Here is a 13,617-nt window from a genome sequence, read left to right on the forward strand (position 1 = left end):
GTGCACGCCCATCGCCGCACTGTCGCCTCTGCCGGAGCCCGTCATGGCCAACGATCTTCATCCGACCGCATCGCCCGAGCACTTCTGGATGCCCTTCACCGCCAATCGCCAGTTCAAGGCGGGCCCGCGACTGCTGGAGAGCGCCGAGGGGCTGTATTACACCGCCAGCGACGGCCGCCAGATCCTCGACGGCACCGCCGGGCTGTGGTGCTGCAACGCCGGTCACGGCCGGCGCGAGATCAGCGAAGCGGTGAGCCGGCAGATCGCCAAGATGGACTTCGCACCGACCTTCCAGATGGGGCATCCGCTGCCATTCGAGCTGGCCGAGCAACTCAGCCGCATCACCCCACCGGGGCTGAACCGGGTGTTCTTCACCAACTCCGGCTCTGAATCGGTGGATACCGCGCTGAAGGTCGCCCTGGCCTACCAGCGCGCCATCGGCCAGGGCACCCGCACCCGCCTGATCGGCCGTGAGCTGGCCTATCACGGCGTCGGTTTCGGTGGCATTTCGGTCGGCGGCATGCCGAACAATCGCCGCGCCTTCGGTGCCCTGCTACCGGGCGTCGATCACCTGCCGCATACCCTCGATCTGCAGCGCAACGCCTTCAGTCGCGGCCTGCCGCAGTATGGCGTCGAGCGCGCCGACGAACTGGAGCGGCTGGTGACGCTGCATGGCGCGGAAAACATCGCCGCGGTGATCGTCGAACCGATGTCCGGCTCGGCCGGGGTGATCCTGCCGCCGCTGGGTTACCTGCAGCGTCTGCGCGAGATCACCGCCAAACACGGCATCCTGCTGATCTTCGACGAGGTGATCACCGGCTTCGGTCGCGTCGGCAAGGCCTTCGCCGCCGAACGCTGGGGCGTCACGCCGGACATCCTCACCTGCGCCAAGGGCCTGACCAACGGCGCGGTGCCGATGGGCGCGGTGTGCGTCGCCGATCACCTGTTCGAGGCCTTCATGAGCGGCCCGGAAAGCGCCATCGAGTTCTTCCACGGCTACACCTACTCCGGCCACCCGGTGGCCTGCGCCGCAGCGCTGGCGACCCTGGAGATCTACCGCAACGAGCAGCTGTTCGAGAAGGCCATCGCGCTGGAAGACTACTGGCAGGACGCGCTGTTCAGCCTGCGCAGCCTGCCCAACGTGATCGACATCCGCACCGTCGGGCTGGTTGGCGGCCTGCAGTTCGCCCCCCATGCCGACGGCGTCGGCAAGCGTGCCTACGAGGTGTTCCGCCAGAGCTTCGAGAACGGTCTGCTGGTGCGCGCCAGCGGCGACACCATCGCGCTGTCGCCGGCGCTGATCGTCGACAAGCCGCAGATCGACGCGATGATCGCGCGCTTCGCCGATGCCATCCGTACGGCCGGATAAACCCCGGCCCGGAAATGAAAAAACCCGCCGAAAGGCGGGTTTTTCTTCAAGGGCCGATCAATTACTTGATCTTGGCTTCCTTGTAGATCACGTGCTTACGCACGACCGGATCGTACTTCTTGATCTCGATCTTGTCGGGGGTGGTGCGCTTGTTCTTGTCGGTGGTGTAGAAGTGGCCGGTACCGGCGCTGGACACCAAACGGATCAGGTCACGCATGATTTTCTCCTTAAACCTTTTCGCCGCGGGCGCGCAGCTCGGCCAGAACGGCGTCGATGCCACGCTTATCGATGACGCGCATGCCCTTGGCGGAAACGCGCAGACGCACGAAGCGCTTCTCGGACTCGACCCAGAAGCGGTGATGCTGCAGGTTCGGCAGGAAACGACGACGGGTTTTGTTGTTCGCGTGGGAAATGTTGTTCCCGGTTACCGGACCCTTACCGGTAACTTGACAGACTCTCGACATGCCTCAGCCCTCTAAACCACATGCCCAACCCGGCATGGGTTGGCCGCTTGAATTCACTTGTCAGTTCGGCGCTCAGCGCCACGTTTCATGGGGGTCTTACCGGTCACGTTGCGCACAAAGATACCGGGCCCCTAGAAAAGAGCGCTGCTTTATATCAGAAAGCCCCCCGAGCAACAAGCGCGGGATGGTTTTTCCGGCCTGGCTGCGATGGACGGAACGGGCTGCAACGGAAGCGCCATTCCATGCCCTGCCTGCCTCTATATGCAGGCCGAGGACAGGGTGCGGCGCCCGGACGATCTGCTATCGTTCGCCACCCACTGTTCAGCCGCCGCACGAGCCCACCATGATCGACGCCGCCGACGATTCCAGCCAGCCCAAGGACCGCAAGTTCGTCGAGGCCCTCTCGCGTGGGCTGGAGGTGTTGCGCGCATTCACCCACGGCTCGGTGGTGCTGGGCAACCAGGACATCGCGCGCATTACCGGGCTGCCCAAGCCCACGGTCTCCCGCCTGACCTACACGCTGACCCGGCTCGGCTACCTCAGCTACTCGCAGCAGCTGGAGAAGTATCAGCTGGACTCCGGCGTGCTGGCGCTCGGCTACGCCTACGTCTCCAACCTGCGCGTGCGCCAGCTGGCCAAGCCGTACATGGACGAGTTCGCCCGGCGCACCAACACCACGGTCGGCCTGACCTGCCGCGACCGGCTGTCGATGATCTATGTCGAGAACTGCCGCCCGGCCGACGTCACCACCCTGCGCATGGATGCCGGCGTGCGCCTGCCGCTGGCGACCACCGCCGCCGGCCGCGCCTTTCTCGCCGCCACGCCGGAACAGGAGCGCGAACACCTGTTCGCCGCGCTGGCCGCCAAGTACGGCGACGGCTGGCCCGCCATGCACGCCTCGCTGCTGAGCTCCTTCGCGGAGTTCGAGCAGCACGGCTTCTGCCTCTCGCTCGGCGACTGGGACCGCAATGTCATGGCTGCCGGCGTGCCGCTGCGCCTGGCCGACGGCAGCATCATGGCGCTGACCTGCGGAGCGCCGTCCTTCCAACTGACCGAAGACACCCTGCGCACCTCGCTGGCCCGCCAGCTGGAGATGCTCGCGCGGGATATCGAGAGTCTGGGCGCCTGACCCCGCTCGACCGGCCCACCAGCCGGCGCTAGGCGCGCACGCTGTCCCAGGCGATCTGCGCCAGCAGGTCGCGATGATCGGCCAGCGGGCGTTTGCTGCGCCCGGCCAGCCAGTTGCGCGCCATGTCCTGCGCCGGGCCGATCACCACCGAGACGAAGCACTCGCCGGGAATCGCCTTGAACGCGCCGGCCTCGCGATGCCTGCGCAGCACCGCGCCGATCCGCTCGCCATGGCTGCGGTTGACCTCGCGCAGCTGGTCGCCCAGCTCGCCGGCCTCCACCCGTCCGCGGTTGTGCAGGACAAAGCGCGCCCAGTCCGGGTTGGCCACCACCCAGTCGATATAGCTGGTGACGAACAGCTTCACGCAGGCCTCGGCGTCCAGCGTGTCGATCAGTCCCGCTTCCAGCAGCGCGGCGTACTCGCCGATGCCCTCCAGATAGAGCGCGGCGATGATCCGCTCGCGGTTGCCGAAGTGGTGATAGAGGCTGCCGATGCTGGCGCCGGAGCGATCGCGGATCATCTCGATGGTGGTGCCGTCGACCCCGGATTCGGTGAAACAGGCCAGGGCGGCCTGGAGGATCTCCTGCTTGCGACTGCTGCGGGCCATGCGCGCTCCGATACTAGAATAATTTTCTAGAACAATTTTCCGAACGCCCTATACTGCCACGCACCCGTCGCCTCGGAGAACAACAATGACCGCACCCGAATTCCAGCCACGCACCCTGGAAAACCGCAAGGGTCGCCCGCTGGCCAGCCGCTGGTACGCGCCGCGCGGCGAGCCGCTGGGTGCCGTGCTGATCGCGCCGGCCATCGGCGTGCCGCAGCGCTTCTACCGTGACTTCGCCAGCTGGCTGGCCGAGCGCGGCTATCTGACCGTCACCTTCGACTACCTGGGCATCGGTGAATCGCTGCCCGGCTCGCTACGCGAGCTGGAGGTGAACGTGAGTGATTGGGGCCGCGATGATGGCAGCGCGGTGCTCGATGCGGTCGCGGCGGCCGCCGGCGATCTGCCGCTGTTCTGGCTGGGCCATAGCCTGGGCGCGCAGATCCTGCCACTGGTGGAAGGACACCAGCGCATCGCGCGGATCATCACCGTCGCTGCCGGTAGCGGTTACTGGCGCGACAACAGCCCGCAGATCCGCCGGCAGGCCTGGCTGCTGTGGCACGGCCTGGCGCCGGTGCTGACGTCACTGTTCGGCTACTTCCCGGGCAAGCGCATCGGCGCAGTCGGCGACCTGCCGGCCGGGGTGATCCGCCAGTGGCGACGCTGGTGCCTGCATCCGGAGTACCTGGTGGGCGCCGAGGGCGAGCCGATGCAGCGCGCCTTCAACGCCGTGACGACGCCGCTGGTGTCGCTCTCGTTCAGCGACGACGAGATGATGTCGGCGCAGAACACTGCCTCACTGCACGGCTTCTACCGCTCGGCGCCGAAGACCATGCACCGCATCGCGCCGCGCGATGTCGGCGTGGAGCGCATCGGCCACTTCGGTTTTTTCCGTCCGGCGCTACGCGAAGCGCTGTGGGAGCCGCACCTGCTGCCGGCGCTGACGCGGGCCTGATTCGCCGGGCGTAGGGTGGAAAACTCGCACCGCGATTTTCCACCGGCTCGGTGTAGATCGGTGGAAAAGCCTTCGGCGTTTTCCACCCTACGGCCGGCCGCCGCCTTCAGGCCACCTGCAGCAACTTCGCATAGGCCTTCAGGTGATGATCGTCGTCACCGAACTGGTGGGCGATCATCACCAGGCGCTTGGCGTGATGGGCGAGGTTGTATTCCCAGGTCATGCCGATGCCACCGTGCAGCTGGATGGCCTCCTCGGCGATCTTGCGCGCCGCGCGGGTGCAGATGTACTTGGCCGCGGCAAGCACGCGACGGCGCTCATCGGTGTCTTCGCCATCGGCAAAGGTCGCGGCGAGAATCGCCATGCTGGTGGCCTGTTCCAGCTCGGTCTGCATGTCCACCATGCGGTGCTGCAGAACCTGGAACTTGCCGATCGGCACGCCGAACTGCTTGCGCGTCTTCAGGTAGTCGAGGGTCAGCTTGCAGGCTTCCTGCATGCTGCCCAGCGCATCGGCGCACTGCGCGGCGATGGCGCGGCCCTGCTGGTAGCGCATCGCGGACAAGACATTACCCAGCTCGCCAAGCAGCGCCTCGGCACCCACCTGCACGTTGTCGAGGAACAAGTCGCAGCCCTTACGCCCGTCGATGGTCGGGTAGACCCGACGACTGACGCCCTGGGCGCTCGGATCGATAAGGAACAGGCTGATGCCGGCTTCGTCGCGGCTGTCACCGGAAGTGCGCGCGGAGACGATGATCTGCCCGGCGCTGTGACCGCCGATGACCACGGCCTTGCGTCCGGAGAGCCGATAGCCGCCATCGACCGCCTCCGCTTTGGTCTGTACGTCGTGGAGGTTGTAGTGGCTCTGCGGTTCGTCGAAGGCGACCGCCAGTTGCAGCGAACCGGCGGCGACCTGCGGCAGCAGGTCCTGCTTCTGCGCGCCGGAACCGAGCTGGTTGATCAGGCCACCGGCGAGGATCACCGATTGCAGATACGGCTCCAGCGTCAGGCCGCGACCCAGCTCGGTCATCACCAGCATGGTTTCCACGCCGCTACCACCAAAGCCGCCGATGTCCTCGGAGAACGGCACCGCGGTCAGGCCCAGCTCACCCAGCTGCGACCAGAATTCGGCGGAAAAGCCCAGCTCGGACTCGCTGAACTTCTCGCGCTGTTCGAACGGGTAGGCGTCACGCACCAGACGCGCCGCGGTGTCTTGCAGCATCTGCTGCTCTTCGGTCAGTTTGAAGTCCATGGCGTTGCCCCCTTACAGCTCGAGAATCATCTTCGAGACGATGTTCTTCTGGATTTCGTTGGAGCCGCCGAAGATCGACAGCTTGCGCATGTTGAAGTAGTCGCCGGCCAGCGACGCGCTGTAGTCGGCGTGCAAGAGCTCACCGTCGTAGTCCAGCTGCAGCTCCTCTTCGAGGAACGGCAACGCGTAGGGGCCGATGACCTTGCGCAAGAGGTGAGTGATCGCCTGACGGATCTCGGTGCCCTTGATCTTGAGGATCGACGACTCGGCGCCGGGTACGCCACCCTCCTTCGCCGCCGCGAGAATGCGCAGGGTGCTCATCTCGATGGCCATCAGCTGCATCTCGACCTCGGCGACCTGAGCGCGGAACAGCGGGTCTTCGAGCATCGGCCTGCCGTCGCAGACTTCCTTCATGGCGATGCGCTTGAGGTGCGCCAGCACCGCCTTGGACGAGCCGATGCCGGCCAGGCCCGTGCGCTCATGGGTCAGCAGGTACTTGGCGCAGGTCCAACCCTGGTTTTCCTCACCGACAAGGTTTTCCACCGGCACGCGGACATTGTCGAAGAAGACCTCGTTGACCTCGTGGTCGCCGTCCAGGGTGATGATCGGCCGCACACTGATGCCCGGGCTCTTCATATCGATCAGCAGGAAGCTGATGCCGCGCTGCTGCTGGGCCTCGGGGTCGGTGCGCACCAGGCAGAAGATCATGTTGGCGTGCTGACCGAGGGTGGTCCAGGTCTTCTGGCCGTTGACCACGTAGTGGTCGCCATCACGCACGGCGCGGGTCTTGAGGCTGGCCAGGTCGGAACCGGCACCGGGCTCGGAATAGCCCTGGCACCACCAGTCCTCGCCGGAGAGGATGCGCGGCAGGTAGTGGTCGATCTGCTGCTGGGTGCCGAACTTGATGATCACCGGGGCGACCATGTTGACGCCGAAGGGCACGGTACGCGGCGCCCCGAAGGCGGCGCACTCCTCGTCGAAGATGTGCTTTTCCACCGGGCCCCAGCTGGTGCCGCCCAGCTCCACCGGCCAGCCCGGCGCATACCAGCCGCGCTTGACCAGGATCTGCTGCCAGCGCTGGTGATCTTCCTTGGACATGTGCTTGCCGAGCTTGACCTTGGCGGCGATATCCGCCGGCAGCTCGCTTTTCAGGAAGGCGCGCACTTCGTCGCGGAAGGCGAGCTCTTCGGCCGTGTAGTTGACGTTCATGCCTGTTCTCCTGAGTGATGCGCGGGCTGCCAGCCCGAAAAGGTCCGCCCCTCGGCGGCCAGCTTTTCCAGCAGCGGTGCCGGTTTCCACCAGTCGCCGCAACGTGCGTGCAGTTCCTTCACCGTGGCCAGCACCTTGTCCAGGCCGACGCTGTCGGCATAGAACATCGGCCCGCCGCGCCAGGCCGGGAAGCCATAGCCGTTGAGGTAGATGAGATCGATGTCGCTGGAGCGCTGGGCGATGCCTTCCTCGAGAATCTTGGCGCCCTCGTTGACCAGCGCGAAGATGCAGCGCTCGACGATGTACTGCTCATCCAGCGCCTTTCGCTCGATGCCTTTTTCCCGCGACGCGGCTTCCAGCATCGGCGCGAGTTCGGGATTCTCCAGCGGCGTGCGGTTGCCGGGCTCGTAGCGGTAGTAGCCGACGCCGGTCTTCTGCCCGAGCATGCCGGCGGCACAGAGGCGGTCGGCCACCGTCGGGAACGTCAGGTGCGCCGGCAGGATCGCGCGCTGGCGCTTGCGGATCGCCTGGCCGATGTCCAGGCCCGACAGGTCGCGCACGGCGAACGGCCCCATGGCCATGCCGAACGTGCGTAGCGCGCCGTCGACCTGCTGCGGCGTGGCACCTTCCTCCAGCAGGAATTCCGCCTCGCGGCCGTACTGGAACAGCATGCGGTTGCCGACGAAGCCGTCGCAGACGCCGACCACCACCGCGACCTTCTTCAGGCGCTTGCCGATGGCCATCGCGGTGGCCAGCACCGCGTGGCTGGTCCGCGCGCCGCGCACCACTTCCAGCAGGCGCATGACGTTGGCCGGGCTGAAGAAGTGCAGGCCGACCACGTCCTCGGGGCGCCGGGTGAAGGCGGCGATCTGGTTGAGGTCCAGCGACGAGGTATTCGAGGCGAGGATCGCGCCGGGCTTGCATACCGCATCGAGCCGCTCGAAGACCTGCTGCTTGACGGCCATGTCCTCGAACACCGCCTCGACCACCAGATCGACCTCGGCCAGCGCGGCGTAATCGGTGACGCCCGCGATCAGCGCCAGACGCCGCTCCATCTCCGACTCGCTCAGGCTGCCGCGCCGGACACTTACGGCACAGGTGTCGCGGGCGCGTTGCAGCGCACGCTGCAACGCTTCCTCGCCGACCTCCAGCAGCTTCACCGGCACGCCGGCGTTGGCGAAGCACAGGGCGATGCCGACGCCCATGGTGCCGCCGCCGATCACCGCCGCCGTGGCGATCTCCCGCGGGCGGGTCGCGGCCGGCAGATCGGCAATCTTGCTAGCCTGGCGTTCGGCGAAGAAGGCATGCACCAGTGCCGCGCGCTGCGGCGAATGCAGGCATTCGAGGAACAGCTGACGCTCGCGCTCGAGCCCTTCGGCGAGCGGCAAACGGGTCGCGGCATCCACCGCGGCGATGCAGCGCAGCGGTGCGAACAGGCCGGGCGTGCGCTTGGCCACCTCGGCGTGCCGGGCGGCGATCAGCTCGGCGCTGTCGGTGCCGGGAACGCTCAGCTCACCGGTGCGGCGCGGGCCGCGGCCCTCGTCGAGCAGCCGCTGCGCGTAGGCCAGCGCGGCCGCGCGCGGGTCACCGTCGAACAGTTCATCGACGATGCGATGCTCCTGCGCCTCGGCCGCGCCGATCGGCTGGCCACCGACGATCATCTCCAGCGCCTTGGCCACGCCGGCCAGCCGCGGCAACCGCTGGGTACCGCCGGCGCCGGGCAGCAGGCCGAGCTTCACTTCCGGCAGGCCGACCCTGGCATCCGCGCGGGCGATGCGGTAATGGCAGCCCAGCGCCACTTCGAGCCCGCCGCCCAACGCCGTGCCGTGGATCGCCGCAACCCAGGGCTTGGCGCAGGCCTCGATGGCCGCGATGACCTCCGGTAGCCCCGGTGCCTGCGGCGGCTGGCCGAACTCCTTGATATCGGCGCCGGCGAAGAAGGTGTCGCCGGCGCAGACCAGCGCCACCGCGCGCACCTCGGCGTCCGCCTCGGCCGCGCGCAGGGCGTGCAGCAGCCCCTGACGGACCGCCACGCCGAGCGCATTGACCGGTGGGTTGTTGACCGTGACGAGCGCGATGGCGCCCAGTCGTTCGAGCCGTACGACGTCCGTCATGCTGGCCTCCGCTGTGCTGATTGGATTTGTTATTTCACGGAATCATGTTTCGCACTGCAGAATATGCGAGTCATTTACTCGTGTCGATAGCACGCGCAACCGAGAGAAAATAGCCGTCTGGCCGCGCGCCGTGGCGGCTCGACGACGGCAAGACGAGCGTTATTGACCCACTGAATAAGGCATCACAGCAGCGCCGCGTACTCAGCCCTGAATGGCGTGGCGGGGCGCGCGGGCCAGCAGCGCGGGGTCGAGGCGCAGCAGGCGAACGCTGCGTTCGTCCGCCAGACGGCTCGCATCGGCCTCGGCCGGCAGTTCGAGCAGCAGGCGTGCGAGATTGAGGACCAGCGCCTCGCGGCGCAGCACGCCGGCGCCCAGTGCATAGTAGGCGCTGATCACCTGGCGCAGCTCCAGCGGCAGGCGCCAGTGCGCGCGCAACGCCGAACCGAAGCCCGCGGCACGTTCGCGCAGGCTGCGTTGCACGGCCGTCTCGTCCAGCTCGCCACCGCTGTCGAGCCACTCCTGCAGGCTGCGCAGCAGCGTCAGTTCGCCGAGGTTCTGCAGCAGGCCGGCGGTGTAGCACAGCGCCTCGTCGAGCCCGAGCTGGTGCGCCAGCCAGCTGGCCAGGCGCGCGGTGCGCAGCGCCTGGGCACCGAGTTGCGCGGTCAGCTCGGCCAGCCGCGGCTCGGCCAGCCAGGCGTTGTGCTGCAGCGCCAGCTCGGTCACCAGTTGCTGACTGCGCAGGGCGCCCAGTCGCTGCTGCGCCTGCGCCAGACTCAGGCAGGGCGCCGTCTGCTGCGTGTCGCTGGCGTTGGCGAGGCTGATCAGCCGCGCGGTGGCTTGCGGATCGCGCGCCAGCAGCTCGGCCAGCTCGCCGGGGTCCTGATCGCCACCCTGCAGACGCTGCAGGGCCTGCAGCAGCGGCTGCTGCAGCGGTGCGCCGCGGTTGTGCTGGCGCATGCGTTCGAGGAAGTTTTCCAGGCTGTCCGGCGCGGCCACGGCCGCCACGCCGCCACCGGCCGAGCGCGGCAGCAGCCGGTCCAGGCGCAGGCGCAAGTCGTCGAGGTCGTAGGGCTTGCCGAGATAGGCCGCCGGCGCCAGCGGCAGCACGGTGCGCACGCTGGCGGTATCGGTGCGCGCGCTGATCAGCACGCACGGCAGCCGCTGGGTCGGCCCGTGCCGGCGCAGCTCGCGCAGCAGCTGGCGGCCGTCGAGGCCATCGAGTTCGCCATCGATGATCAGCAGACTCGGCACCTGGCGCTTGCAGGTCGCCAGCGCCGCATGACCATCACCCACCGGCACCACGCGCGTGCCCGGACGCAACGCACGCACCAGCTGGCACAGCTGATCCGCCCGCCAGGGCTCGTTGTAGGCGACGAGGACAAAGGAAACTTGGGCCGAGATGCTCACTGCGCTGCTCGCTGGAAGACACTGCCAGCCTAGCAAGCGGACGGACAGCCGCAGCGCGACGCCGATGACAGGCAACGACAGGCTGCGGGCGGCGATTCTGACCCGACGGATAGCAAAGTGCCAGCCCCGTGACCGGGACCGGCTGTCGCAGGCCTCAGAGCGCCATGCAGAGGTACTTGATCTCCAGGTAGTCCTCGATGCCGTACTTGGAGCCTTCGCGGCCGAGGCCGGACGACTTCACCCCGCCGAACGGCGCCACTTCGGTGGAGATCAGTCCGGTGTTGATGCCGACCATGCCGTACTCCAGCGCCTCGGCGACGCGGAACACCCGGCCCAGATCGCGGGCGTAGAAGTAGGAAGCCAGGCCGAACTCGGTGTCGTTCGCCTTGGCGATCACCTCGGCCTCGTCCTTGAAGCGGAACAGCGGCGCCAGCGGGCCGAAGGTCTCTTCCTTGGCCACCTTGGCGCTGTCCGGCACATCGACCAGCACGCTCGGCTCGAAATAGCTGCCGCCCAGCGAATGCGCCTGCCCACCGGCTACCAGCCGCGCGCCCTGGGCGACGGCATCCTCGATGTGCTCGCGCACCTTGGCGGCGGCGCGGTCGTCGATCAGCGGGCCGACGTCGGTGCCCTCCTCCAGGCCGTTGCCGACCCGCAGCTTGGCCACCGCCGCCTGGAATTTCTCGGCGAAGGCGTCATACACGCCGTCCTGCACGTAGATGCGGTTGACGCACACACAGGTCTGCCCGGCGTTGCGGTACTTGGACTGCATGGCGCCCTTCACCGCCTCGTCGAGGTCGGCATCGTCGAAGACGATGAACGGCGCATTGCCGCCCAGCTCCAGGGAGACCTTCTTGATCCCCGGCGCGCACTGCTCCATCAGCTTGGCGCCGACTTCGGTGGAGCCGGTGAAGGAAATCTTGCGCACCTTGGGGTTGGCGGTCAGCTCGTTGCCGATGTCACTGGCCGAGCCGGTCACCACGCTGAGCACGCCCTTGGGAATGCCCGCACGCTCGGCCAGCGCGACCAGCGCCAGCGCCGAGAACGGCGTCTGCGAAGCCGGCTTGATCACCATGGTGCAGCCAGCGGCCAGCGCCGGGCCGGCCTTGCGGGTGATCATCGCCGAGGGGAAATTCCACGGGGTGATCGCCGCGGTCACGCCGATCGGCTGCTTGATGACGATGATGCGCTTGTCCTTCTGATGGCCGGGAATGGTGTCGCCGTAGATGCGCTTGGCTTCCTCGGCGAACCACTCGATGAAGGAGGCGGCGTAGGCGATCTCGCCCTTGGCCTCGGCCAGCGGCTTGCCCTGCTCCAGCGTCATCAGACGACCGAGATCGTCCTGGTTCTCCATCAGCAGCTCGAACCAGCGGCGCAGCTTCTGCGCGCGTTCCTTGGCGGTCAGCTCGCGCCAGGCCGGCAGCGCGCGCTCGGCGGCGTCGATGGCGCGGCGGGTCTCGGCGGCGCCCATCTTCGGCACCGTGCCGAGCGTCTCGCCGGTGGCCGGGTTGTTCACGCTGATGGTCTGGCCGCTGTCGGCATCCAGCCAGGCGCCATCGATATAGGCCTGCTGGCGGAACAGCGCGGGGTCTTTGAGTTGCATGGCGGTCTCCTCGGACATCGTAGCGGCAGGCCCGCTGCGGAAAGTTTGGCTAACGCGACGATGATCTGAACCGTCCTCGGGCGTCCGGTTCCTGCCGCTTCGTTACTGCGAATGGTCATGCTAGGACCGCGGCCAGCCGGCCGGCAAGTTCATGGCGCGCGGCGTTGTCCTGCCATTGACCGGTCTGATGCACGGGCGCGTCTGTTACGCCTTGTTACCCATTGCCGGCCACCCTGCGCGGTATAGTCACGCGCCGGCGGCCAGGCCGCCGCATCCCGTTGACCGATAAATGGAGCTATTCGTGAAAGCATTGATGACAGGCGTCGCGACTGCCGTTCTGCTGCTCAGCACCGCCGCGCAGGCGCAGTTGAAACCGGAAGAAATGGTCGAAACCCGCCAGGCCGGCTACCAGTTCATGTCGTGGAACATGGGCAAGATCAAGGCCCAGGTGGTCGACGGCGAGGAGTCCTACGACCAGGCCAAGGTCGCCGCCGCCGCCAACGCCATCGCCGCCATCGCCAACTCCGGCATGGGCAGCCTCTACAGCCCGGACACCACCACCGCGCAGCTCGGCGACAAGACCCGCCTGAAGCCGGAGTTCTTCCAGAACCTCGACGAAGCCGGTCGCATTGGCCGCAACTTCACCACCGCCGCCAACCAGCTCGCCAAGGTTGCCGCTGAAGGCGATCAGGCCGCGATCAAGAAGGCCTTCGGTGACGTCGGCGGAAGCTGCAAATCCTGCCACGACAAATTCCGCGCCGAATAAGCGCTCCGGCCTGCCGGTCGCCTGCCGCGACCGGCCGTGCCTCCTACCAGTCCAGACTGGGCGCCGCCGCCGCGGGTGCCGGCTTCATCCGCTCCGCCACCGTCTGCACCGCCCATACGCTCCCCAGCGCCACGATAACCGCCAGCGCGGCCGCCAGCAGCGAGCCACCGCGGGCATCCTGCTGCGCGGGATGCTCGCGCCGGGCGCGCCCGGCGATCATCGCGCGCACCAGCGGCTTGCGCCGGACCAGGCCATACCAGCCGATCGCCGTCAGGTGCAATCCGATCAGCGCCAGCAGCAGCCACTTGGCCTGGCGATGCAGGCCGCTCAGCCAATCGCTGGTCGCGCTGTCGACCAGCGCATAGAGCGGCCCCTGGAGGGCGATGTCGTCGGTCGCCAGCAGTCCGCTGGCCACCTGGAAGCCGACCAGCCCCAGCATCGCCAGCACCGAGAACGCGCCGAGCGGGTTGTGCCCGGCCTCGCGCCAGTTGTCCTGCAGGTAGTCACGCACGCCGAGCGTCGCTGCAAGAATCCGCGACCAGCGCGCATAGGTGGAACCGACGAAGCCCCACAGCAGGCGGAACACCAGCAACCCCAACACCAGCAGACCGAGACGGCCGTGCCAGACCATCAGGTTGCCGCCGATCCAGCCGGTGACGATGGCGGCCGTTACCGACGCGGCGAACAGCCAGTGAAAGATCCGCAGTGGCGCATCCCATAGTTTGATATGACCCACGTTCCCCCCTCA

13 protein-coding genes are annotated in these 13,617 nt (G+C 67.5%); 4 read left to right on the plus strand and 9 right to left on the minus strand.

What is annotated here, in order from left to right:
* Window positions 1–43 precede the first annotated feature (43 nt).
* Window positions 44–1,369, plus strand: a complete 1,326-nt coding sequence (locus HU825_RS04515; protein ID WP_054093876.1) for an omega-aminotransferase AptA — start codon at window positions 44–46, stop codon at window positions 1,367–1,369.
* Between the two features lie 61 nt (window positions 1,370–1,430).
* Here HU825_RS04515 and rpmG read toward each other — a convergent pair whose 3' ends face one another.
* Window positions 1,431–1,586, minus strand: a complete 156-nt coding sequence (gene rpmG, locus HU825_RS04520) for a 50S ribosomal protein L33 (protein ID WP_014854577.1) — start codon at window positions 1,584–1,586, stop codon at window positions 1,431–1,433.
* Between the two features lie 10 nt (window positions 1,587–1,596).
* Window positions 1,597–1,833: a 50S ribosomal protein L28 gene (gene rpmB / locus HU825_RS04525; RefSeq protein WP_003290799.1), complete on the minus strand. Its 237-nt coding sequence runs from the start codon at window positions 1,831–1,833 to the stop codon at window positions 1,597–1,599.
* A gap of 343 nt (window positions 1,834–2,176) precedes the next feature.
* On the opposite strand from rpmB, the gene HU825_RS04530 reads away from it, so the two are divergent.
* On the plus strand, window positions 2,177–2,962 hold the full coding sequence (locus HU825_RS04530; protein ID WP_156715751.1) for an IclR family transcriptional regulator: 786 nt from the start codon (window positions 2,177–2,179) through the stop codon (window positions 2,960–2,962).
* A gap of 28 nt (window positions 2,963–2,990) precedes the next feature.
* Here HU825_RS04530 and HU825_RS04535 read toward each other — a convergent pair whose 3' ends face one another.
* Complete coding sequence (locus HU825_RS04535) at window positions 2,991–3,569, minus strand: TetR/AcrR family transcriptional regulator (RefSeq protein WP_043295080.1); 579 nt, start codon at window positions 3,567–3,569, stop codon at window positions 2,991–2,993.
* 85 nt (window positions 3,570–3,654) lie between these two features.
* On the opposite strand from HU825_RS04535, the gene HU825_RS04540 reads away from it, so the two are divergent.
* Window positions 3,655–4,521 carry an alpha/beta hydrolase family protein gene (locus HU825_RS04540; protein WP_077682315.1) on the plus strand — a complete coding sequence of 289 codons (867 nt, stop codon included), beginning with the start codon at window positions 3,655–3,657 and terminating at the stop codon, window positions 4,519–4,521.
* Between the two features lie 106 nt (window positions 4,522–4,627).
* On the opposite strand, the gene HU825_RS04545 is transcribed toward HU825_RS04540, so the two are convergent.
* The 5 genes from HU825_RS04545 to gabD all read right to left on the minus strand — a co-directional run bounded on the left by HU825_RS04545 (window position 4,628) and on the right by gabD (window position 12,103).
* Window positions 4,628–5,770, minus strand: a complete 1,143-nt coding sequence (locus HU825_RS04545; protein WP_234302993.1) for an acyl-CoA dehydrogenase family protein — start codon at window positions 5,768–5,770, stop codon at window positions 4,628–4,630.
* 12 nt (window positions 5,771–5,782) lie between these two features.
* Window positions 5,783–6,979, minus strand: coding sequence for an acyl-CoA dehydrogenase family protein (locus tag HU825_RS04550; protein ID WP_234302994.1), 1,197 nt, complete (start codon window positions 6,977–6,979; stop codon window positions 5,783–5,785).
* On the minus strand, window positions 6,976–9,093 hold the full coding sequence (locus HU825_RS04555; protein ID WP_234302995.1) for a 3-hydroxyacyl-CoA dehydrogenase NAD-binding domain-containing protein: 2,118 nt from the start codon (window positions 9,091–9,093) through the stop codon (window positions 6,976–6,978). The genes HU825_RS04550 and HU825_RS04555 overlap by 4 nt, the downstream gene beginning before the upstream one ends.
* Before the next feature lie 201 nt (window positions 9,094–9,294).
* On the minus strand, window positions 9,295–10,500 hold the full coding sequence (locus HU825_RS04560) for an HDOD domain-containing protein (RefSeq protein ID WP_234302996.1): 1,206 nt from the start codon (window positions 10,498–10,500) through the stop codon (window positions 9,295–9,297).
* A 154-nt stretch (window positions 10,501–10,654) separates the two neighbouring features.
* Window positions 10,655–12,103: an NADP-dependent succinate-semialdehyde dehydrogenase gene (gene gabD, locus HU825_RS04565; RefSeq protein ID WP_234302997.1), complete on the minus strand. Its 1,449-nt coding sequence runs from the start codon at window positions 12,101–12,103 to the stop codon at window positions 10,655–10,657.
* A gap of 313 nt (window positions 12,104–12,416) precedes the next feature.
* Between gabD and HU825_RS04570 the strand changes: the two genes are divergently transcribed.
* Window positions 12,417–12,869, plus strand: coding sequence for a c-type cytochrome (locus HU825_RS04570; protein WP_234303370.1), 453 nt, complete (start codon window positions 12,417–12,419; stop codon window positions 12,867–12,869).
* Window positions 12,870–12,912: 43 nt separating this feature from the next.
* Here HU825_RS04570 and HU825_RS04575 read toward each other — a convergent pair whose 3' ends face one another.
* The gene (locus HU825_RS04575; RefSeq protein WP_234302998.1) at window positions 12,913–13,605 is read right to left on the minus strand and encodes a cytochrome b/b6 domain-containing protein; all 693 of its coding nucleotides are present in this window, start codon (window positions 13,603–13,605) and stop codon (window positions 12,913–12,915) included.
* Window positions 13,606–13,617: the final 12 nt, after the last annotated feature.

Source organism: Pseudomonas phenolilytica (assembly GCF_021432765.1).
In the GTDB taxonomy this organism is placed as follows: Bacteria; Pseudomonadota; Gammaproteobacteria; order Pseudomonadales; family Pseudomonadaceae; genus Stutzerimonas; species Stutzerimonas phenolilytica.